Source organism: Embleya sp. NBC_00888 (assembly GCF_045207655.1).
Classification (GTDB): domain Bacteria; phylum Actinomycetota; class Actinomycetes; order Streptomycetales; family Streptomycetaceae; genus Embleya.
Genome location: NZ_CP108784.1, coordinates 7,553,331 through 7,574,757 on the forward strand (window position 1 = coordinate 7,553,331; position 21,427 = coordinate 7,574,757).

The following is a 21,427-nucleotide window of genomic DNA, read 5'->3' on the forward strand; positions in this document are numbered from 1 at the left end:
CCGGACATGGACGGCACGACCAACACCAGCACTACCGACACCGGCACCACCGACACCAGCGGCACCACCGGTACGACCGGGCCCGCAGGCCCCACTCCCGCCCCGCCGACCTCGGCCGACCTGCGCGCGAGCGTCTCGGCGATGATCGGCACCCCGCCCGGCGAGATCGCCGGCGATGCCAACCTCGTGCTGCTCGGCCTGGGTTCGCTGGAGATGATGCGCCTGGTCACCCGGTGGCGACGACAGGGCCTGGCGGTCGAATTCCGGGACCTGGCCGCCGAACCGACCATCGACGCGTGGACCGAGCGGTTCGCCGCGGCCGGGGCGAAGGGGCAGCCGGAGGCGGACCGATGAGCGCGCTGTTGATCCGCGGCGGCTGCCTGTATCCGGGAGACACCGGCGCACGGGTGATCCCGGACGGTTCGGTCCTGGTCGAGGCCGGGCGGATCGCCGCGGTCGGGACCACCGCCGACGTCGAGGCCGGTCTGACGCCGGCCCTGCGGGTGGGCCTGCGCACGATCGACGCGCGCGGGAAGATGATCCTGCCCGGCTTCGTGAACGCGCACTGGCACGAGATGTTCGCGCTGCGGTTCCCGTTCAAGGGGGCCCTGCGGCCGCCCGCCGATCGGGACGACAAGCCCGCGTTCATGGCCCTGGGCGGCGACATCCGGCAGATCTCGACCGCCTTCGACGTCTTCCACGATCAGCTCGAACTGCTCACTCCGGACGAGGCGTCGGCCATCGCGCGCTACTCGATGTGGACCCAGTTGCGGTCGGGTACGACCACCCTCGGCGACGTCGGCTCGTTCAACCGGCCCCAGGCGCTGATCCGGGCCGCACGGGACCTGGGCATGCGCTGCGTGGTCAGCACGTGGGCGAGCGACGCGGTGTGCGCGGAGGGCGAGACACGGTTTCGTCGCACCCGGGACGCGGACGACGAACTGCGCCGGATCGAGGACGTACTGCGCGAGGTCGCGGCCGATCCCGACGGGCTGGTCCGGGCCTGGCCGACCGCGGTCTACGGCACCAATATGAGCGACGAACTCGGCGCCGGGCTGGCCGAGTTGGTGGACCGCTTCGACGTCCCGTTCGGCACGCACGTGGGTGCGCTGCGCAACGAGTCGGCGGTCATGCTGGCCTACCACGGCAACACCCCGGTCCGCCGGTTCGCCGAACTCGGGTTGTTGTCCGACCGGTTCATGGCGGTGCACTGCGCGTTCGCGGACGAGGACGAGAGCAAGCTGCTGATCGAGGCGAACGCGCACATCAGCCACTCGCCGGCGAAGTACGGGCCGGCGGGGGAGTCCGCGCTGACCGAGACCCGGGCGATGCCCCGGTTCCGGCGCGCCGGTCTGGACGTCTCGCTGTCCACGGACGGCGCCTCGCTGCCGATCGGCGGCATGGCCGAGGCCATGCGGGCCTGCTGGCAGATGTACAACGAGATGTACGCCGATCCCACCGAGGTGTTGCCCACCGACGCGCTGGCGATGGCCACCCGGCTGCCCGCCCGAGGTCTGGACTGGGCCGCGGAGATCGGCAGCATCGAGGCGGGCAAGCAGGCGGACCTGCAACTGATTCCGACCGACGACTGGCGCTACTTGCTCAACCCGCGTCCCCTGGAGGCCTTCCTCGCACTCGGCGGATCCACCGACGTGGACACCGTCGTGGTCGCGGGCCGGGTCCTGGTCGAGGGCGGCCGGGCCACCGGCGTCGACGAGGCAGACCTGGAAGCGGAGTACCTGGCGGCGCTCGGCTCGTTCTCGGTGCGCTGCCTGGGCATCGACCCGGACGTGGTGGCCGCGCTCACCGGACGACCCCGGAAATCCCGACGACAGCGGAAATGAGGTGTGCCCGATGCGGGACACGACGGCCCTGGTCACCGGGGCGGCAGGAGGCATCGGCGGCGCGGTGACGCGCGCGCTGGCCGCCGAGGGGATCGCGGTCGCGGCCCTCGACGCGAACGCCGAGGCGCTCGGCCCGCCGGTCAAGGAACTGGCCGGGGCCGGACACCGCGTGCGCGGATTCGCCGCCGACGTGCGATCGAGCGCGGACGTGGACGCGGTGGTGGCCCGAATCGAGGACGAACTGGGGCCGATCGGCTACCTCGTCAACGCGGCGGGGGTGCTGCGCACCGGCGCCGCGGCCGAACTCTCCGATCAGGACTGGGAGCAGACCTTCGCGGTCAACACGACCGGTGTCTTCCACGTGTGCCGCGCGGTGGCCCGCCGGATGATTCCGCGCGCGAGCGGCGCGATCGTCACGGTGGCCTCCAACGCGGCGGGCACCCCGCGCTGGGACATGGCGGCGTACGCGGCGTCCAAGGCCGCGGCGACCGTCTACACCAAGTCGCTCGGCCTGGAACTGGCCGGGCACGGCATCCGGTGCAACGTGGTCGCCCCGGGCTCCACCGACACGCCGATGCTGACCTCGTTGTGGGCGGACGGCGACGCGCGCGCGGCCTCCATCGAGGGCACCGCGGCCACCTTCCGGGTCGGCATTCCGCTCGGGCGACTCGCCCGACCGCAGGACGTCGCGGACGCGGTGCTGTTCCTGCTCTCCGACCGCGCCGCGCACATCACGCTCCACCAGCTCACGGTCGACGGCGGCGCGGCGCTGGGCAACTGAGCGCGCGCTCCGTCGAGCGTCCCCCACCGCACGAGAACGGAGGCATCATGGCGATCCCGGCGATCGCGTCCTACCCCATGCCGACCGAGGACGAGCTGCCGCGCAACGTCGCGTCCTGGACGATCGATCCCGCGCGCGCGGTGTTGCTGATCCACGATCTGCAGCACTACTTCATGCGGCCCTTCGACGCGGACCGGGCGCCGATGGCCGACCTGATGGACAACGTCGCCGCGCTGCGGGCCCGGTTCGCCGAATGCGGCGCGCCGGTGGCGTACACCGCGCAACCCGGCGGGATGAGCAACGAACAGCGCGGCCTGCTCGCGGACTTCTGGGGCCCGGGGATGACCGCCGAGCCCGGGCAGCGGATGATCCCGGACCGGATCGCGCCGAACGCGGCGGACACCGTGTTCACCAAGTGGCGGCCCAGCGCGTTCTTCCGCACCGGCCTGCTCGACCTGCTGCGAGCCCGGGGCCGGGATCAGTTGGTGATCTGCGGCGTCTACGCGCACGTGGGCATCCTGATGACCGCGCACGAGGCCTTCTCGCACGACATCGAGACCTTCGTGGTGGCCGACGCGGTGGCCGACTTCTCGACGGAGTACCACCGGATGGCGCTGGACTACCTGGCGTCCCGGTGCTCGGTGACGGTGTCCACCCGGGTCGCGTTGGCGATGTCGACGACGACGTCGGGCGGAGCGAAGCGATGACCGGCCCGCCGCCCGGCCCGTCCGTCCTGGATCGCGTCCTGGCGCCGGACCCACCGCCGTTCGCGCTGTTGCACCGGCCGGGCGCGGCCGGGCCCGAGCGGATCGACGTACTGATCGGGCGGATCACCGAGCCGGGCCGGATCGCGGACATCCCGCTGCCGCCGCCCGGCGGTCGCGGCCGGCACGAGACGCTGGCCGTGCTGCCGTATCGGCAGATCGGCGAGCGGGGTTACGACTTTCCCGACGACGGCGCACCACTACTGGCGATGACCGTCCTGGACCAGGACGCGGTGTCCGTCGCGGAGATCCTCGATCGACTGCCGGACGGGCCGATCGAGCTGGGCCGGGGCGGCTTCGACGCCGACGACGAGCAGTACGCGGACACGGTGCGCTCGGTGCTCGCGGAGGAGATCGGGCGCGGCACCGGCGCCAACTTCGTGATCAAGCGCTCGTTCCGGGTGGAGATCGGCAACTGGTCGCCGCATACCGCGTTGGCCTTCTTCCGTCGGTTGCTGGGACGCGACCCGGGCTCCTACTGGACGTTCGTGATCCACACCGCGGGCCGTACGTTCGTGGGCGCCTCGCCGGAGCGGCACATCAGCCTGGACGCGGGCACCGTGGTGATGAATCCGATCAGTGGCACGTATCGGTATCCGGAGGGTGGACCGGACCTGGGCGAGGTGCTGGACTTCCTCGCCGACGAGAAGGAGGCCGGCGAGCTCTACATGGTGCTCGACGAGGAACTCAAGATGATGGGCCGGGTGTGCGACCTCGGTGGTCGGGTGGTGGGACCGCGGTTGAAACGCATGGCGCGGCTGGCCCACACCGAATACCTGATCGAGGGCCGCAGTTCGCTGGACGCGCGGGACATGTTGCGCGAGACGATGTTCGCGCCGACGGTCACCGGCGGCCCGTTGGAGAGCGCGTGCCGGGTGATCGCGCGGCACGAACCGGCCGGGCGCGGCTACTACGCGGGCGTGGTCGCGTTGATCGGGCGGGACGCGCATGGTGGTCGGGCGATGGACTCGGCGATCCTGATCCGTACGGCGGATGTCGATCCGGCGGGCCGGTTGCGGATCGCGGTCGGCGCGACGCTGGTGCGTGATTCGGATCCGGTCTCGGAGGCGGCGGAGACCCGGGCCAAGGCGGCCGGCCTGCTGGAGGCGTTGCGCGGCCCGGTGGGCGGTGCGGTCGGCCGGCCGGCCGGGACCGGCGCTGATCTCGGCGAACATCCGGACGTGCGGCGGGCGTTGGCGGCGCGGAACCTGCCGCTGGCCGGCTTCTGGTTCGCCGGGCCGGGGGAACGAACCCGGCCCGAGCCGAGGTTGGCGGGTCGTACCGTGCTGGTGATCGACGCCGAGGACACCTTCACCTCGATGGGGCGGCACCTGTTGGCCGCGCAAGGGTTGGTGGTGACCGTTCGGCGGTTCGACGAGGACTATCGCCTGGACGAGCACGACCTGGTCATCGTGGGCCCGGGCCCCGGGGACCCTCGGGATCACGCGCATCCCAAGATCGCCCGGATCCGGGAGGTGACCCGCACGCTGCTGGCGGCGGACACGCCGTTCCTGTCGGTGTGTCTGGCCCATCAGGTACTGAGCACGATGCTCGGGCTGGACATCGTGCGCAATCCGCTGCCGAATCAGGGCACCCAACGGACCGTCGACTGCTTCGGGCGGGCCGAACGGGTCGGTTTCTACAACACGTTCGCGGCATTGAGCCCGAGCGATTCGATCCGGTGCGCGGCGCGGGACGGCGCGGTCGAGGTGTTTCGCGACCCGGGCAGTGGCGAGGTGCATGGGCTGCGCGGGCCGGGGTTCGCTTCGGTGCAGTTCCATCCGGCTTCGGTGTTGACCGATCACGGGGCCGAGATTCTGGGTGAGTTGCTGGGTGATCTGGCGGAGGGGAAGGTGCGCACGTGAGCGGCGACGATGGTGAGGAGACCCTGTACTTCGCCTCGGCCGAGGAGTTCGGCGCCTGGATGGAGGCGAACCACGCCGAGTCGGACGGGGTGTGGGTGGCGTTGGCGAAGAAGGGCACGGAGGCGCCGTCGGTGACGCGAGGACAGGCGTTGGACGTGGCGTTGTGTTACGGGTGGATCGACGGCAAGGCGTTCTCCGGCGGTACGCCGGAGGGGTGGTGGGCGCAGCGGTACACCCCGCGGCGGGCGCGGAGCAACTGGTCGAGGATCAATTGCCGGCGGGCGGAGAAGTTGATCGAGCGTGGGCGGATGCGGGGTGCGGGGTTGGCGCGGATCGAGGCTGCGAAGGCGGATGGGCGGTGGGTCGCGGGTTCGCCTGCGGCGGGCTCTGGTTGATGGTGGCCTCAAGCGCCGGCCGGGCTGTTTGGCCTCAAGCGCCGGCCGGGCTGGTTGTGCTCAAGCGCCGCACGGGCTATTTGGCCTCAAACGCCGGCCGGGCTGGTTGGCCTCAAGCGCCGGCCGGGCTGGTTGTGCTCAAGCGCCGCACGGGCTATTTGGCCTCAAACGCCGGCCGGGCTGATTGGCCTCAAGCGCCGGCCGGGCTGGTTGGCCTTGAGGGCCGGTCGGCTGGGGGCTTTGTTGGTTCCCAGGGTGAGAACCAAGTCTTATCGCGGGTGCGTTGTTCCCGGTGTGTTACCTGCGTAGCGTTTTTGCTGGTATCCACATCCTTCGCTTGAAAGGGAGAACCGTGACCACCAGGGTTTATCCCGCCTACATCGGCGGCCGGGACATCGGCGGCGAAGGCGGGGAGTATGTGCACACCGTCACCGCTCGGGCCATCATCGAGGACACCTTTCCCAGTCTGCGGTTGAAGCGTGATCTCGACTTGGGCGTGGTCGATCGGGAGAGTGCCGGGGATCGGCTCGCGGGAGTGTGTGCGGTTGCCGACGAAGGCATGATCGCGGCGGCGCTGGAGGCGGCCGCCGGTGCCGCGCCGGAGTGGGCGCGCACGCCGCTCGCCACCCGGATGGAGATCGGGCGGGCGATCGCGCGGCGGCTGGGCGAGCATCGGGATCCGCTGGTGGAGATCCTGGTCGCCGAGGGGCAGCCCCGTTCGGGGGCCGAGGCGATGATCGACGGGATCCCGCTCACCGGGTGGAGCCCCGAGACGCTCGAATGGTGCGCCGAACAACTGGAGTTCCGTCGTCACGACGGAGAGCGCGAGATGATCCTGCGCCGCGTGGCCGACGGTGTGGTGTGCGTCAACCCGCCGCAGAACGCGGCGACGGTGAACGCGTTGTCGGCGATCACCGCGCTGTTGGCGGGCAATACCGTCGTGGTCCGCGCACCGCGCGGCGTCGCGCTCAGTTGCATGTACGCCATGCGTGAGGTGGTGGCGCCGGTGCTGGAGGCGGCCGGAGCGCCCGCCGGCACGTTGAACGCCTACTGCGGCCCGCCGGCCGTCGACACCTGGCTGGCCAGCGAACACGTGAACGACATCGTCTACTACGGCGGCAGCAAGCAGGGCCTGGCCTTCGAGCGGGACTGCATCGCCGCGGGCAAGAAACCGATCCTCGAACTCGCGGGCAACGACTGCTGCGTGGTGTGGTTCGACGCGGACCTGGACGCCGCGGTGGAGACCATGACCCAGTTCTTCCTGAACTCCGGTCAGATCTGCAACGTGCCCAACCAGGTGATCGCACACCCCGCGATCGCGGACGAGCTGATCGAGCGACTGATCGTGGCGACCGGCAAGATCCACCCCGGCTATCCCGACGAGCCCGGCGTGGTGCTCACCCCCGTGCTCGGTGCCGACTGGTTCTTCGGTTGCCTGACCGAGGCCCTCATGGGCGGCGCGACCCTGGTGCACGGCGGCCGTCGCCTGGAGGTGGACGGCACCCCGTCGGACACCGGCTTCTTCATCGAACCGACGATCGTGCGGGTGGCCGGACTCGGTGACGCCCGCTCGTTGTCGGTGGTCCGGGACGAGACGTTCTTCCCGCTGCTGCCGATCATCGTGCCCGAGCCGGGCGACTCGGACGAGCGACTGTTCGAGGAGATCCTGACGTTCGTCAACAGCAACGCCTACGGCCTGCGGAACTCGTTCTGGTCGACCGGCCCGGAGCAGATCGAGCGGTTCCTGTCCGGTGTCACCAACGGCGGCAACCTGAAGATCAACGACTCGCACGGCAACTTCCTCCCGTTCCTGCCCAACTCGGGCGGCACCGGCCTCACCGGCGGCGCCTTCGGCGAGGCGAGCCATCCCATGTTGCGCACCACGCATCTGCAGGGCGTCAGCATCGTCCGCCCGACGCCCCGACTCGGAGGAACCCGATGACTTCCCGCACCCTCAAGGCCGCGCTGCCGTGCTCGGCGGCGACCGCGATCGAACGGCTCCGCGACGACCGGGTCTTCCCGGACCGGGCCGCCGAGATCGTCTCGGTCCAGGACGCCGGCGACGACCTGCGGCACTGGACGCTCGCCTTCCGCGGCGGTACCGCCCGGTGGACGCAGCGCACCCGGGACGCGAGCGGTGAGCAGCAGCCGTACCGGATCGAGTTCGAACAGGTCGACGGCGACTTCCAACACTTCGGCGGCGCGTGGACGTGCACCGACACCGACGACGGCTGCGAGGCCGTGTTCGAGGTCGGCTACCGCACCAGCGTGCCGCACCTCGCGGGCGCGATCGACTCGGCCGTCGGCCGGGTCCTGGTCCGCGCCGCACACCACATCCTGATCGGCGTCGGCGGTACCGCGCGCATCACCGCCGGTGGGCACCACCTGCGCGACCTGCCGGTCGCCGTGATCCCGGAAGGGAGCCCGAGCCATGCGCTTCGATGACATCTGGATCACCGGCACCGGCGGCACACTCGGCGAGCGGACCCCCGTTTCGGACGCCGTCGCGGCCGGCCACTACGAGGCCGAGGCCGCCGAGAGCACCGGCATGGTCAGCGTCGCCCAGGCCCGGCTCGCGCCGCCGGAGATGGCCGTGATCGCGGGGCGCCAGGCGATCAAGGACGCCCAGGAGTACGGCACCGTGGTCGACCCGGGCAGCCTGTACCTGCACAGCCACGGGCACTTCCAGGGCATCGACATGTGGCCCGCCGCGTGCTGGATCGCCAAGGAGCTGCTGGGTCCGCGCGTCGACGGGATACCCACGACCGTCTCCGCGTGGTCCAACGGTTCGCTGGCCAGCATCGACATCGCGGCGGCGATGCTCGCGTCGCGCCCCGCGCTGCCGTCCGCGCTGATCACGCTGGGGGACCGGTTCGCGCCGCCGACCGATCGCTGGCACACCTCCCCGGGCATCGTGTTCGGCGACGGTGCCGCGGCGGCCGTGCTCGCCCGAGGTGGCGGTCGGCTGCGGTTGGTCTCGCTCGTCTCGGAGACCGACACGGTCCTGGAGGGGCTCTCGCGCGGCGACGAGCCGTTTCGTACCGCGCCTTCCGGGCAGGGCGACATCCGGCACCGCACTCGGCAATTCCTGGCCCGGGGCGAGATCTCCATCCGGGACGTGCAGACACGTTCGGCGGAGCGCACCCGCAGCGTGGTGGCCCGCGCCCTGGCCGACGCGGAACTGGACCAGGAGCAGATCGACTGGTTCGTCACCCCGTTCGTCGGCAGCACGCTCCACCGGGAGAGCTTCGTCCGGCCGCTCGGCATCACCCCCCGCCACGACCTGCACGGACTCGGGCTGACCATAGGCCACCTCGGCGCGGCCGACCAGATCTACGCGCTCGACCACCTGCTCAAGGAAGACCTCTTGGCACCCGGGGCACGGGTGCTCGTGATCGGAACCGGCATGGGCTTCACCTTCTCCGCCGCCGTGTTCGCGGCGGACCGGTCCTGACCCCACGATCGGAAGGAAGGGAACCCTGTCATGAGCCTCAGCCGCAACTCCGACTCCCGCGTGACCGCGGTCGACAGACTCATGTCGCCGACCGCCCTGCGGAAGGAGATACCGATCCCGCCGGAGACCCGCAAGGCCGTGCTGGCGGCCCGCAGGGACGTCAAGCGCATCCTGAACGGGAAGGACGATCGCCTGGTCCTGGTCACCGGTCCGTGCTCGATCCACGACACCGAGGCCGCGCTGGTCTACGCCGAGCGCCTGGCGGAAGTGTCCCGGCGGGTGGCCGACCGACTGCTGATCGTCATGCGCGTGTACGTGGAGAAGCCGCGTACCCGGATGGGCTGGAAGGGGCTGGTCAGCGATCCCGGCCTGGACGGGTCGTTCGACCTGAACACCGGGCTGCGGATGGCGCGCGGGCTGATGGTGCGGATCCTGGAAACCGGGCTGCCGATCGGTTGCGAGTTCCTCGACCCGATGATCGCCCGGTACTTCGCCGACGCGGTCTCGTGGGCCTCGATCGGTGCGCGCACCGTGCAGAGTCAGGTGCACCGCCAGCTCACCAGCGGTTTGGACATGCCGGTCGGGATCAAGAACACGACCGCCGGTCGCACGGGCGACGCGATCGACGCGATCGTCACCGCCTCGAACAGCCACGTGTTCCCGAGCGTCACCGACGACGGGCAGGCGGCGGTGGTGACCACCAGCGGCAACCCCGACTGCCACGTGGTGCTGCGCGGCGGGACCGAAGGCCCCAACTACAGCGCGCCCGACGTGGCCGAGACACTCGATCAGTTGCAGGCCGCGGGACTGCCCGGGCGGCTGGTCATCGACGCGAGTCACGGCAACAGCGGCAAGGACCACGAGGAGCAGACCAACGTGGTCGAGGACGTCGCCGAACGCATCGCCGACGGTGAGTCCGGCGTCGCCGGGATGATGATCGAGAGCTTCCTGGCCTGCGGCCGACAGGACCTGATCCTGGGCCGGACCGACGGCCTCGCCTACGGCCAGAGCGTCACCGACGCGTGCGCGGGCTGGGAGCAGACCACGCACATGGTCGAGTGCCTGGCGGAGGCGGTGACGGCCCGGCGCGCGGCGGATCCGTCGGTGATGGTGGCCTGAGCACACTCGGACCGGCACCCGGCTTCCCGACAGCTCCACCCCCGACACGACACCTCGACCCCCGACACCCCACCCCATCCCCGACACTCCGACACCCGAGAATTCGAGAGGAACGATTCCGGTGGCCACGACCACGAGTTCGGCACTTCCGCTCGCCCGGCACATCGACGGCGATCGCACCGGAGCGGTGCATCGGATCGCCATCGCCGCCCCCGACCGGGCGAAGTCGGATCCGGAGCGGTACGCGTCGGCGGCGCTCGCGGCGCTGATCCACCGATACACCGGCGAGACCGATCTGTTGATCGCGCGCCGTACCGGATCGGGACCGACCGAGACGATCGAGCCGCGGGTGTCCGGCGACGAGACGGCGGCGGAACTGCTCGCCGGCGTCGCCGCCGCGCCGCCCGCACAACCGGCGGCAGGTCGCCCGTGCCACGGCATGGTGGCCGACGCGGCCGCGCGGGACTTCGTCTCCCGCGCCGCGCTGACCCTGTGCGTCGACCAGGGCAGCTACGAACTGCTGCTCTCCCAGGACGAGTTCGATGAGGAGGCAGCCGCCCAGTACGGCCGGCATCTGGCCCGCGTGCTCTGCGCGCTGAGCGCCGACGACGGCGTGCTCGTCCGTGACCTGCCGCTGCTGGGCGACGAGGAGAGGCAGCGCATCCTGGTCGAGTGGAACCGGACCGAACAGGACGTACCCGAGCCGTTCTTCCATGAGATCGTGGCGGACTTCGCGCGCCGAACCCCCGAGGCGATCGCGATCGCGCTGCCCGACAGCACGCTGACCTATCGGGAACTGGACGACCGCGCCAATCGCCTCGCGCACCGCCTGGCCGCGACCGGCGTGCGCCGGCGGGACCGGGTGGGGGTCTGCTTCCCGCGTGGCGCGGAGAGCCTGATCGCCCAACTCGCCTGCTTCAAGCTCGCGGCGGCGGCGATCCTGCTCGACCCGGACTTTCCCGCCGATCGGGTGCGCTTCATGGTCGAGGACGCCTCGGCCGCCGCGGTCGTGACGCTGTCCGCGCACGAGGACAAGGTCTCCGGGCACTGCCCGGTGCTCTCGCTGGACGTCGCCGACTGGCACGCCGAGCCGAGCACCGAGGTGAGCGCGCCGGTGGACGTCGACGACCTGATCCACATCTGCTACACCTCCGGCTCCACCGGCGCGCCGAAGGCGGTTCTGGTCCGGTTCGGGGCGGCGCGCAATCAGATCCACAGCATGTGCGAGATGACCGGGATGGACGCCGACACCCAGGGCACCTGGCTGGCCGCGCCCGGCTACGGCATGGTCGAGGTCGAGTGTTTCCCGGTGCTCGCGGCCGGCGGTACGGTGCACATTCCGGATGTATCGGTGGTGGCATCCCCGAAGTTGCTCCAGGACTGGTACCTGGACAAGCGGATCACCACCACGCTGCTGATGAAGCCGATGGCCGAGCGGCTGTGGAGCCTGGACTGGCCCGCCGACACCCCGTTGGCGAACATCAGGGTCTGCGGCGAGCGGATCCAGTCCTGGCCGCCCGCAGGGCTGCCGTTCCGCCTGATCAACCTGTACGGCTCCGCCGAGGCGACCACCGTCGCCGGCTGCGACATCACCGAGCTGGGCCGCGAGTTGGGGGTGGAGGGACGCGCCCGCCGGCTGCCGCCGATCGGCCGGCCGATTCCCAACGTCAAGATCTACGTGCTGGACGAGAACCTCGCGCCGGTGCCGCCGGGCGTGGTGGGCGAACTGTGCATCGCGGGCCACAGCCTGTCGGCCGGCTACCTGAACCGGCCCGAGGCGACCGCGTTGAAGTGGGTGCCCAACCCGATCGATCCGGACCGGAACCCGGTGCTCTACCGCACCGGCGACATGGCGCGGTACTGGCAGGACGGTGGCATCGAGATCATCGGCCGGGTGGACAACCAACTCAAGGTGCAGGGCAACACCGTGCAACTCGGCGAGATCGAGGTGGTCGCCGCGAGGCAGCCGGGCGTCGCCCAGGTCGCGGTCCTGGCGCATCGGGACACCGACGGGGACGTGCGCCTGACCGCGTACATCGAGCCCAAGGGTGAACCGGCGCCGGCGGTCCCGGACATCCGTCGGGCGCTGCGGGAGAAGCTGCCCGCGTTCATGGTGCCGTCCGCGTATGTCGTGGGCGGGCTGCCGACATCGGTCAACGGCAAGATCGACCGTGCCGCGCTGCCCGAACCGCCGCGCTCGCGGCCGGACCTGGACAGCCCGTACCGGGAGCCGCGCACCGACACCGAGCACTCGCTCGTGCAGTTGTGGACGAAGGTGCTCGAACTGGATGGGATCGGCGTGCGGGACAACTTCTTCGAACTCGGCGGCGATTCGCTGCGCGGGGCTCGGCTGACCGAGCAGGTGCGCGAACTCTTCGACATCGACGTCGAGTTGGGCGATCTGCTGCACGAGCCCACGATCGACCGGATGGCCGGGGTGATCGAGGTGGCCCGCGCGCGTTGACCCCTCGTGCGAGCGGCCGTCGTCCCCGGCGTGGCCGATGGGGACGACGAGCCGTGGTGCGCCGGGCTCAGGCCTTGCCGGTCTCGGCCAGGACGTCCAGGTAGTTCGGGTTGTGCATGATGCCGAGCACGTTTCCGAACGGGTCGATCACCGAGGCACCGACGAATCCCTCGCCGAAGTCGCGGGCGGGCTCGTGCTCCTTCGCGCCCATGGCCAGCAACCGGTTCAGGGCGGCGGGCAGATCCTCGACATGCCAACTGACGACGGCACCGCCGGCCTCGGCCGTGCCGTGCGCACCCAGCTCCGAGACGTAGGCGGCGTCCACCAGACCCAGTTCCTGTCGGAAGTCGCCGACCCGGAACTCGACATACCCGGGGCGTTCGAAGTAGGGTTCGATGCCCAGCAGTTCGGTGTACCAGTGGCGGGCCGCGGCCAAATCCGCCGCCTGGTACCTGACATGGGCCAAACCTCGCAACATTCGTGCTCCCTCGGTGTTCGGCGGAACCGGTCCGACATGGAGATAACGCCGCGGATCGTTAGGGGTCACTCCCCGGCGGGACCGGGCGGCCCGGCGCGCCCGGGGGAGTCGGCGGGACCGGGCGAATCGAGTCGGTGCGCGGCGTCGGTGCGCAGTACCACCCTGGTGCCGTGCAGTTCGTGCCGTTCCATCCGACGATGCACGTCGGCGGCGGCGGACAGCGGCAGGATCTCCATCGCGCGCGGGCGCAACCGGCCGCTGCCGAGCAGGCGGTTGATCGTGCCCGCGGCGGCGGCGAGCTCGTCGACGCCGGCGTGCGAGATCACGAAACCGCGGATCGAGCCGTCCTTCATGTAGAGCTCGCTCGCGGGCAACACCGGTGCGGTGCCCGACCCCGCGCCCGCGAGCAGGACTATCCGGCCGCGTCGGGCGAGGAGGTCGACCGCCGCCGCCAGGTCGTTGCGGCCGGAGGTGTCCAGATACAGGTCCACGCCGTTCGGGGCGGCCTCGGCGAGGTGTCGGGTCAGGTCGGGATCGCGGTAGTCGCAGACGATCTCGGCGCCCAGTTCGCGGCAGTATCGGGCGTCCCGGGCCGAGGCGGTGGCCAGGATCCGGGCGCCCGCCTCGGCGGCCAGTGTGACCAGTGCGCCGCCGACGTTTCCGGCGGCGCCCGCGATCAGCACGGTGTCGCCGGCGCGCAGGCCGCCGTGCGCGAACAGCGCGAGGTGGGCGGTGGCCGCGGGGTGCAGCATTGCCACCGCCGTGTACGGATCCACCCCCGGCGGGAGTCGGTAGAGCCGGTCGGCGGCGACCACCGCCCGCTCGGCCGCCGCGCCCTGCCGGCCGCCGTGGCCCAGGCTGTTGCTCCAGACCGGGTCGCCGACGGCGAAGCCGGGCGCACCCGGGCCGACCCGGGCGACCCGGCCGACCAGATCGCGGCCGATCACGAACGGGAACGCGACGGGAGTGGCGAACCGCCCGGAGCGCACGAAGGTGTCGACCGGATTGACCGTGCCGGCCCACACGTCGACGAGCACGTCGCAGGGGCCGGGGGAGGGGTCGGGCAGCTTGCCGAAACGGATCTCCGACGGCGGGCCGAGCCGTTCGAGGTAGGCAGCGCGCATGTACCGGAGTCTGGCATCGGCCGAGGTGAATTCCCGTGCGTGACCCGCCGGTTCGGGACGCGCGTGGCTTCGCGATTCGAGAAGGACGTCTTATCGCCAGGGCGTGGTCGTCGCGCTGTTACCACCATAACGTGATGAGTGGTAGCAGTGCTTTCGCCCATACCAGCGACACCGAAAGGGGCGCCGGGAGATGACCAACGCACCCAGCTTCGCGGCCTTCGAGGCCGGCGAGCGTGCGCCGCTGTTCCTGTTGGCCGCGCATACGCACATCGCGGCCGACCCGGCCGAGGTCTACGCGGTCGTCAGCGATCTGCCGCGCAGCGCGGAGTGGAGTCCCGAGTGCGTCGGCGGCACCTGGATCCGCGGCGAACCGGGCACGGTGGGCGCGGTGTTCCGCGGCGAGAACCTGCGGGCCGCGGACGTGGTCGGCTGGGCCCCGGTGGTCCGGGGCACGTGGTTCACCGAATCCGAGGTGGTCGCCGCCGAGCCCGGGCGCGGCTTCGGCTGGGCGATGCGGGACTCGGCGGGGGTGCGGCAGGACAGCGTGTGGGGCTACGACATCGAGCCCGCCGCCGGCGGTTGTGTGCTGACCCACCGGTTCCGGATGGGCCGCGCCACCGAGGGGATCCGCGGCATCACCGCGGCGATGGACGAGCGGGAGAAGCTGCGCTTCCTGGCCGAGTGGGGCGCCAAACTCGCCGCGGACCTGCCGGTCACCCTCGAACGCGTCAAGCGGGTCGTCGAGCGCTCCGCCGCCGTCCGGCACTGAACCGCCGCCGGCCCCCCGAACCTCGGCCGACCGGGTCCACCGCCCGCCATCCCACATCCTCCCCGCGCGGTCGTCGGCCCGTCCGAACCCACCGACGAAGGTCTGACCTCATGTTCTTGCAACGCATCGGTAATCGCGGCATCCGACTGGGCACGCTCTTCGAACGCGCGGCGGCCCGACACCCGGCCAACGTCCTGATCCTCGACCACGACCTGGACATCGCCCCCGAGCTGGGCCGGCGCGCGACCATCCCGGAGATCGCCGACCTGATCGACGACTTCGCGGCCCGGCTGCACGCGGCCGGGATCCGACCCGGCGACCGGGTCGTGGTGCACAAATCCGACGGCTTCGACATCACCCTCCTGGCCTGCGCGATCGCTCGCATCGGCGGGGTGCCGGTGCTGCTGTCGCCGATGCTCGACGGTGCGACCGTCGCCGAGTTGGTGCGGCGCACCGACCGGCCGTTCCTGGTCACCGACCGGGCCAAGCTCGACGGGCTGCCGAGCGCGGTCTTCGCCGAGACCGCGCGGGTGCTGCTGAGCGCCGGCACACATCCGGACGCCACCACCCTCGACGCGTTCGCCGGGGCGGCCCGGGTGCCCGCGGTGACCCGGCCCGCCGAGGAGCCGACGCTGATCACCCATACCTCCGGCACCACCGGAGTACCCAAGCTCGCCGTACACACCGGCCGCAGTCTCCAGGCCCGGTACCGGCCGCAGGCCGCGATCGTCGCACCGATCCTGCGGCGCCGGGAAACCATCGCGCTGCACGTCTCGTTCGTGCACTCCCGACTGATCACCGCGCTGGCCATCTCGCTGCTGCGCGGCTTCCCGATCGCCGTGCTGGCCGACTCCGATCCCCGACGCGCCGCCGATCTGTTCGCGCGGCTGCGCCCGGGGGTGCTGGAGGCGCATCCCAACACCTTCATGGAATGGGAGGAGTTGGCCGACGATCCGCGCGAACCGCTGGCCGGCGTCAAGCTGTTCAGTTCCACCTTCGACGCGATCCACCCGCGCACCGTGCACCGGCTGCTGGCCGCCACCCGGCGCCGCGCGCCGCTGTTCGGCCAGTTGTACGGCCAGAGCGAGGTCGGGCCGGCCGTGGTGCGCGCCTTCACCCGGGGCCGGGCCCCGGACGCGGACGGTCGCTGTGTGGGCCGCCCCTTCCCCGGGATGACCGCCGCCCGGGTGGTCGGTCGGGCGGGCCGGCCGCCGTCCGCCGAGCACCCCGGCTTCATCGAGGTCAAGAGCGACGGACGAGTTCTCACCTACCTCGGCGAACAGGACCGCTACGACGCGCAGGTGTCCGCCGACGGCTGGTGGCGGATGGGCGACGTCGGCTACCGGACCAGGTGGGGCTGTATCCACCTGCTGGACCGCGAGGTCGACCTGATCGAGGGCTTCGGCTCGACGCTGGCCGCCGAGGACGCGCTGTTCGACAAGCTGGACGAACTCGCCGAGGTGGTCATCGTGCCCGGCGCCGACGGCACCGCCGTCCCGGTGGTGTGCACCAGGGACGACCGCCCCATCGACCGGGACGCCTGGCGCGCGGCCACCGCCGAACTGCCGGACATGGCCGATCCGGTCCAGCGTCGGATCGAGGACCTGCCGCAGACCGCGACCACCAAGATCAAACGCCTCGAGTTGGCGCGCCGGCTCGAGGACGAGGATCGGGGTGCGTGATGGCCGAGGTCATCGTCGCGGGCGGCGGGATCGGCGGGCTGGCCACGGCTCTCGCGGTGGCCGCCCGCGGACACCACGCGGTCGCGCTCGAACGCGCGGACGAGTTCGCCGAGATCGGCGCCGGCATCCAACTGGCCCCCAACGGACTGCACGCCCTGGACGTCCTGGGCGTGGGCGCGGCGGTGCGCGCGGCCGCGGTGCGGATGGCCGAACTGCGCTTCATGGACGGCGTCACCGGTGCGCACGTGGCGAGCCTGCCGTTGACCGAGCAGTACCGGCGCCGCTTCGCCGGCCCCTACGTCGTCGTGCATCGCGCGGAACTGCACCGGGCGCTGCTCGACGCGTGCCTGGCCGCCGACGCCGTGTCGCTGTACGCCGGCGCGCACGTGGTCGACTACGCCCGGGACGCCACGAGCGCGACGGCCGTGCTCGCGGACGGCACCGGGATCACCGGCGACGTACTGATCGGCGCGGACGGGATCCACTCCGCGATCAGGGCCCGGCTGATCGGCGACGGCGAGCCGCGGATCTCCGGGATCAGCGTGTACCGGGCGGTGATCCCGATGGAACGGGTGCCCGACGCGCTGCGCTTCGACCGGTCGGTGGTGTGGTGGGCCGGGCCCGGCTGCCACTTCGTGCACTATCCGATCGCCGGCGGTCGCTTCCTCAACCTCGCGGCCAGCCGCGCGGACGGCGGCACCGAGGCCGTCGCCGGCGAATGCGTGCACCGGGACCGGGTGCTGGGCGAACTCGCCGCCCTGGGCGGTACGGCACAGCGGCTGTTGGAACTCGGCGCGGACTGGAAGACCTGGATGTTGGTCGACCGCGACCCGGTGTCCCGATGGACCGACGGCCGGGTCGCGCTGCTGGGCGACGCGGCCCACCCGATGCTGCACTACGCGGCGCAGGGCGCGTGTCAGGCCCTGGAGGACGCCGTCGTGCTCGGCGCTCGACTGGCCGGTGCGCGCGCCGACGAACTGCCGCAGCGCCTGGCCGGGTACCGCGACGCGCGGCACGAGCGGACCACCCGGATCACGCTTGCCGCGCGCGACAGCATCCGCCTGTGGCATCCCGCGGGCGCCGCGGCCGAGACCAGGAACGCGCTGCTCGGCGCGATGTCGGCCGATCGACTGCACGACCACGTGGCCTGGATGCACGGGTTCCGGGTCGGCGGGCCGCGCGCCGAGGAGGCGGCGGCATGAGCGTGGCCGGCCCGACCCGGGTCTGCGTCGTGGGCGCGGGGCCGCGCGGGCTCTCCGTCCTGGAGCGCCTGTGCGCCAACGAACGCGCCGCGCCCACCCATCCGGAGGTCACGATCCACGTGGTCGACCCCGCCTCGCCGGGAGCCGGCGCGGTCTGGCGTTCGGAGCAGTCCCAGCACCTGCTGATGAACACCGTCGCGGCGCAGATCACCGTGTACACCGACGCGAGCTCGCGGATCGAGGGGCCGATCGTGCCCGGGCCGAGCCTGTACGCATGGGCGCGGTCGGCGGCGGTCGCGGGCGAAGCGGGCGACCTCGGCGCGGAGATCCTCGCCGAGGCCCGCGCGCTGGGGCCCGACGACTACCCCACGCGCGCGTTCTACGGCCGCTACCTGCACGACGCGTTCGAGCGGGTGGTGGCCCGCGCGCCGGCGCATGTCGCGGTGCGGGTGCACCGCTCGCGCGCGGTGGCGCTGGCGGACACGCACGGCATACCGGGCGGCCCGCAGGGGGTGCGACTGGAGGACGGCACTCGACTGCACGAGTTGGACGCGGTGGTACTGGCCCTGGGCCACCTGCCGGCCCGGCTGTCCGCACGGGAGGCCCGCACCGCGAGCCTGGCCCGGATCCACCACCTGACCTACATCACCCCGGCCAACCCGGCGGACCTGGACCTGGATCGGGTCCGGCCCGGCGAGAACGTGTTGTTGCGCGGCCTGGGGCTCAACTTCTTCGACCACATGGCCCTGTTCAGCAGCGGCAGGGGAGGCCGCTTCGGTCGCGCCGAGGACGGGCGGACGCTGTATCACCCGTCGGGGAACGAACCGGCCCTGTACGCGAGTTCGCGGCGCGGCGTGCCCTACCACGCACGTGGGGAGAACCAGAAGGGCGCGCACGGGCGGTATGTTCCGCGGCTGCTGACCCCAGAGTACGCCGAGGGCCTGCGGCGGCGTGCCCGGGAGGGGCGGCCGGTCGACTTCACCGCAGACCTGTGGCCGCTGATCGTCCGCGAGGTGGAAAGCGTCTACTACGCGGCGCTGTTGCGCCGGCGAGGCCGCCGGGAGGCCGAATGCGCGGCGTTCACCCGGGCGTACCTGGCGGCGGGTTCGGACGAGGAGAGCGCCGACCTGGCCCTCGCGTACGGCATCGAGCGGGCCGCGCACTGGGACTGGTCGGCGATCTCCAGGCCCTACGGCGAGCGGGAGTTCGCGAGCCGGGCGGAGTTCACCGGGTGGCTGGTGGAGTACCTGGAGCGGGACGTCGCGGCGGCCCGCGAGGGGAACGTGGACGGACCGCTCAAGGCCGCGCTGGATGTCCTGCGGGACCTGCGCAACGAGATCCGGCTCGCGGTCGATCACGGCGGCCTGTCCGGCGACTCGCACCGGGACGACCTGGAGGGGTGGTACACGCCGCTCAACGGCTTCCTGTCGATCGGCCCGCCGGCCGCCCGGATCGAGCAGATGATCGCGCTCATCGAGGCCGGCGTGCTGACCCTGACCGGGCCCGGCACCCGAATCTGCCTGGACGTCGCCGAACCGGCGTTCGTGGCCGCCTCCACCATGGTGCCGGGCCCGCCGGTACGCGCCGCGGTGTTGATCGAGGCCCGGCTGCCCGAGCCGGACCTGCGCCGGACCGAGGACCCGCTGTTGCGCCACCTGCTGAACACCGACCAGGCCGCGCCGTACCGGATCCGCGGTGTCGGCGGCGAGGACTACGAGACCGGCGGCCTGGCGGTGACCGAGCGGCCGTACCGGCTGATCGACGGGCGGGACCGGCCGCATCCGCGCCGATTCGCCTACGGCGTGCCGACCGAATCGGTGCACTGGGTCACCGCCGCCGGGATCCGACCCGGCGTGGACTCGGTCACGCTCGCCGACTCGGACGCGATCGCCCGCGCGGTCCTCGCGCTGCCCGCCGCCTCCCGAACGCCGGCGAACGTGCGTCCGATGTTGTCGACCGACCCGGAAATCACCCCGAACGGAGTGATCGTGTGACCGCAGTCCCGCACGTACTCGAGCAACACGTGGGCGCCCGCCCGGACATCGAGCAGGACGCCGGACTGCTGTCCCCGGTCCGGGTCGGGACGCCGGTGGAGGCGGCCGTGTGCGATCGGGCCTGGCTCCAGGCCATGCTCGACGCGGAGGCCGCGCTCGCCCGGGCCCAGGCGCGGCTGGGCACCCTGCCGCGGGTCGCCGCCGAGATCATCACCGCGACGGCCCGGGCCGAGCGCTTCGATCTGCGCGAGGTGGCCCTGGCCGCCCGGGAGAGTGCCAATCCGGTGGTCGCGCTGGTCGCCGCGCTCACCCGGGCGGTGGCCGAGCAAGACCCGGCAGCGGCCGAGTTCGTGCACCGCGGTTCGACCAGCCAGGACATCCTGGACACCGGCGCGATGTTGATCGCCGCGCGGGCCCTGGGCATCGTACGGACCGACCTGACCCGGATCGCCGACGCGCTGGGCGCGCTCGCCGAGCGGTATCGGGACACCGTGCTGGCCGGGCGCACCCTGACCCTGCACGCGGTGCCCACCACCTTCGGCCTCAAGGCGGCGGGCTGGCGACAGTCGGTCCTGGACGCCCGACGACGGATCGACGCGCTGCTCGCGGACGGCCTGCCGGTGTCGCTCGGCGGCGCGGCCGGCACGCTGGCGGCCTATCTCGAATACGCGGCGCTCGACGACTCGGTCCTCGACGGCTCGGCCGAACGGCTCGATCCGGGCGCCTACATCGAGGCGCTGGTCGACGCGTTCGCCGCCGAAACCGGTCTGGGCCGGACGCCGTTGCCGTGGCACGCGCTGCGCACCCCGATGATCGACCTGGCCGCCGTGTTGGCGGGTACCACCGGCGTGCTGGGCAAGATCGCGGTGGATGTGCAGGTGTTGGCGCGGACCGAGGTGGGGGAAGTGGCCGAACCCGACGTGGCGGGCCGGGGCGGATCGTCGGCGATGCCGCACAAGCACAATCCGGTGTTGTCCACGCTGATTCGCAGCGCGGCGCTCCAGGTGCCGGCGATCGCGGCGGCGTTGTCCGGGTGTTCGGTCGCCGAGGACGAGCGCTCGGCGGGCGCGTGGCACGCCGAATGGCTGTTGTTGCGCGAGGGCCTGCGGCTCGCGGGCGGCGCCGCGCACACGGCCGTCGAGCTCGCCGAGGGCCTGGTCGTCCACCCCGAACGCATGCGCGCCAACCTGGAGTCGACCGGCGGCCACATGGTCACCGAGCGGCTCGCGGCGATCCTGACCCCCGCGCTCGGACGGGACCGGGCCAAGGCGCTGTCGGCCGCGGCGTCCGCGAGCGCGGTGCGGACCGGGCGGTCGTTGGCCGAGGTGCTGGCCGGCGAGCCGGAGGTCACGGCGCGGATCTCCGCCGAGCGGCTGGCGGAACTCCTGGACCCGGCCGGGTACACCGGGGGTGCGGGGGTGATGGTCGATCGTGCGCTCGGTTCGCCCGGCCGGGAGCACGGGCGAGCGGGGAACTACCAGTGAAACGGAGA

The 21,427-nt window shown here is 72.0% G+C and carries 18 protein-coding genes; 16 read left to right on the forward strand and 2 right to left on the reverse strand.

Annotated features, from left to right (window positions below; translation table 11 throughout):
• The first annotated feature begins 6 nt into the window (after positions 1 to 6).
• The 11 genes from OG948_RS32275 (at position 7) to OG948_RS32325 (ending at position 12,686) form a co-directional block, all read left to right on the forward strand.
• Entirely contained in the window at positions 7 to 354 is a 348-nt protein-coding gene (locus OG948_RS32275; protein WP_406299840.1) for a phosphopantetheine-binding protein, read from the forward strand.
• Positions 351 to 1,844 carry an amidohydrolase family protein gene (locus OG948_RS32280; RefSeq protein ID WP_406299842.1) on the forward strand — a complete coding sequence of 498 codons (1,494 nt, stop codon included), beginning with the start codon at positions 351 to 353 and terminating at the stop codon, positions 1,842 to 1,844. Before OG948_RS32275 ends, OG948_RS32280 begins: the two co-directional genes overlap by 4 nt.
• 10 nt (positions 1,845 to 1,854) lie before the next feature.
• Positions 1,855 to 2,625, forward strand: a complete 771-nt coding sequence (locus OG948_RS32285) for a 2,3-dihydro-2,3-dihydroxybenzoate dehydrogenase (protein WP_406299843.1) — start codon at positions 1,855 to 1,857, stop codon at positions 2,623 to 2,625.
• A 47-nt stretch (positions 2,626 to 2,672) separates the two neighbouring features.
• Complete coding sequence (locus OG948_RS32290; RefSeq protein WP_406299844.1) at positions 2,673 to 3,332, forward strand: isochorismatase family protein; 660 nt, start codon at positions 2,673 to 2,675, stop codon at positions 3,330 to 3,332.
• On the forward strand, positions 3,329 to 5,254 hold the full coding sequence (locus OG948_RS32295; protein WP_406299845.1) for an anthranilate synthase family protein: 1,926 nt from the start codon (positions 3,329 to 3,331) through the stop codon (positions 5,252 to 5,254). The genes OG948_RS32290 and OG948_RS32295 overlap by 4 nt, the downstream gene beginning before the upstream one ends.
• A complete protein-coding gene (locus OG948_RS32300) occupies positions 5,251 to 5,649 on the forward strand; it encodes a YdeI family protein (RefSeq protein ID WP_406299846.1) in 399 nt (132 codons plus the stop codon). The genes OG948_RS32295 and OG948_RS32300 overlap by 4 nt, the downstream gene beginning before the upstream one ends.
• A 352-nt stretch (positions 5,650 to 6,001) precedes the next feature.
• Positions 6,002 to 7,591 carry an aldehyde dehydrogenase family protein gene (locus OG948_RS32305; RefSeq protein WP_406299847.1) on the forward strand — a complete coding sequence of 530 codons (1,590 nt, stop codon included), beginning with the start codon at positions 6,002 to 6,004 and terminating at the stop codon, positions 7,589 to 7,591.
• A complete protein-coding gene (locus tag OG948_RS32310; RefSeq protein WP_406299848.1) occupies positions 7,588 to 8,094 on the forward strand; it encodes an SRPBCC family protein in 507 nt (168 codons plus the stop codon). Before OG948_RS32305 ends, OG948_RS32310 begins: the two co-directional genes overlap by 4 nt.
• Complete coding sequence (locus OG948_RS32315; RefSeq protein ID WP_406299849.1) at positions 8,081 to 9,103, forward strand: ketoacyl-ACP synthase III family protein; 1,023 nt, start codon at positions 8,081 to 8,083, stop codon at positions 9,101 to 9,103. The genes OG948_RS32310 and OG948_RS32315 overlap by 14 nt, the downstream gene beginning before the upstream one ends.
• 30 nt (positions 9,104 to 9,133) lie before the next feature.
• Entirely contained in the window at positions 9,134 to 10,222 is a 1,089-nt protein-coding gene (locus OG948_RS32320; RefSeq protein ID WP_406299850.1) for a 3-deoxy-7-phosphoheptulonate synthase, read from the forward strand.
• Positions 10,223 to 10,343: 121 nt separating this feature from the next.
• A complete protein-coding gene (locus tag OG948_RS32325) occupies positions 10,344 to 12,686 on the forward strand; it encodes an amino acid adenylation domain-containing protein (protein ID WP_406299851.1) in 2,343 nt (780 codons plus the stop codon).
• Positions 12,687 to 12,753: 67 nt separating this feature from the next.
• Here the strand turns inward: OG948_RS32325 and OG948_RS32330 are convergent, their stop codons facing one another.
• Both OG948_RS32330 and OG948_RS32335 read right to left on the reverse strand, forming a co-directional pair.
• Positions 12,754 to 13,152: a VOC family protein gene (locus OG948_RS32330; RefSeq protein ID WP_406299852.1), complete on the reverse strand. Its 399-nt coding sequence runs from the start codon at positions 13,150 to 13,152 to the stop codon at positions 12,754 to 12,756.
• A gap of 77 nt (positions 13,153 to 13,229) precedes the next feature.
• Positions 13,230 to 14,288, reverse strand: coding sequence for an NADPH:quinone reductase (locus OG948_RS32335; protein ID WP_406299853.1), 1,059 nt, complete (start codon positions 14,286 to 14,288; stop codon positions 13,230 to 13,232).
• A 190-nt stretch (positions 14,289 to 14,478) separates the two neighbouring features.
• Between OG948_RS32335 and OG948_RS32340 the strand changes: the two genes are divergently transcribed.
• The 5 genes from OG948_RS32340 to OG948_RS32360 all read left to right on the forward strand — a co-directional run bounded on the left by OG948_RS32340 (position 14,479) and on the right by OG948_RS32360 (position 21,419).
• Entirely contained in the window at positions 14,479 to 15,057 is a 579-nt protein-coding gene (locus OG948_RS32340; protein ID WP_406299854.1) for an SRPBCC family protein, read from the forward strand.
• 110 nt (positions 15,058 to 15,167) lie between these two features.
• Positions 15,168 to 16,739, forward strand: coding sequence for a class I adenylate-forming enzyme family protein (locus OG948_RS32345; RefSeq protein WP_406299855.1), 1,572 nt, complete (start codon positions 15,168 to 15,170; stop codon positions 16,737 to 16,739).
• Positions 16,739 to 17,941, forward strand: a complete 1,203-nt coding sequence (locus tag OG948_RS32350; protein WP_406299856.1) for an FAD-dependent monooxygenase — start codon at positions 16,739 to 16,741, stop codon at positions 17,939 to 17,941. The genes OG948_RS32345 and OG948_RS32350 overlap by 1 nt, the downstream gene beginning before the upstream one ends.
• Positions 17,938 to 19,935 (forward strand): FAD/NAD(P)-binding protein, encoded by a 1,998-nt coding sequence (locus tag OG948_RS32355; RefSeq protein ID WP_406299857.1) that lies wholly within the window; start codon positions 17,938 to 17,940, stop codon positions 19,933 to 19,935. The genes OG948_RS32350 and OG948_RS32355 overlap by 4 nt, the downstream gene beginning before the upstream one ends.
• Entirely contained in the window at positions 19,932 to 21,419 is a 1,488-nt protein-coding gene (locus OG948_RS32360) for an adenylosuccinate lyase family protein (protein ID WP_406299858.1), read from the forward strand. The genes OG948_RS32355 and OG948_RS32360 overlap by 4 nt, the downstream gene beginning before the upstream one ends.
• Positions 21,420 to 21,427: the final 8 nt, after the last annotated feature.

Coding starts and splice junctions, on each gene's coding strand:
- OG948_RS32275 (WP_406299840.1), top strand. CDS start 7: ATGGACGGCACGACCAACACCAGCACTACCGACACCGGCACCACCGAC.
- OG948_RS32280 (WP_406299842.1), top strand. CDS start 351: ATGAGCGCGCTGTTGATCCGCGGCGGCTGCCTGTATCCGGGAGACACC.
- OG948_RS32285 (WP_406299843.1), top strand. CDS start 1,855: ATGCGGGACACGACGGCCCTGGTCACCGGGGCGGCAGGAGGCATCGGC.
- OG948_RS32290 (WP_406299844.1), top strand. CDS start 2,673: ATGGCGATCCCGGCGATCGCGTCCTACCCCATGCCGACCGAGGACGAG.
- OG948_RS32295 (WP_406299845.1), top strand. CDS start 3,329: ATGACCGGCCCGCCGCCCGGCCCGTCCGTCCTGGATCGCGTCCTGGCG.
- OG948_RS32310 (WP_406299848.1), top strand. CDS start 7,588: ATGACTTCCCGCACCCTCAAGGCCGCGCTGCCGTGCTCGGCGGCGACC.
- OG948_RS32315 (WP_406299849.1), top strand. CDS start 8,081: ATGCGCTTCGATGACATCTGGATCACCGGCACCGGCGGCACACTCGGC.
- OG948_RS32320 (WP_406299850.1), top strand. CDS start 9,134: ATGAGCCTCAGCCGCAACTCCGACTCCCGCGTGACCGCGGTCGACAGA.
- OG948_RS32335 (WP_406299853.1), bottom strand. CDS start 14,288: ATGCGCGCTGCCTACCTCGAACGGCTCGGCCCGCCGTCGGAGATCCGT.
- OG948_RS32340 (WP_406299854.1), top strand. CDS start 14,479: ATGACCAACGCACCCAGCTTCGCGGCCTTCGAGGCCGGCGAGCGTGCG.
- OG948_RS32345 (WP_406299855.1), top strand. CDS start 15,168: ATGTTCTTGCAACGCATCGGTAATCGCGGCATCCGACTGGGCACGCTC.
- OG948_RS32350 (WP_406299856.1), top strand. CDS start 16,739: ATGGCCGAGGTCATCGTCGCGGGCGGCGGGATCGGCGGGCTGGCCACG.
- OG948_RS32355 (WP_406299857.1), top strand. CDS start 17,938: ATGAGCGTGGCCGGCCCGACCCGGGTCTGCGTCGTGGGCGCGGGGCCG.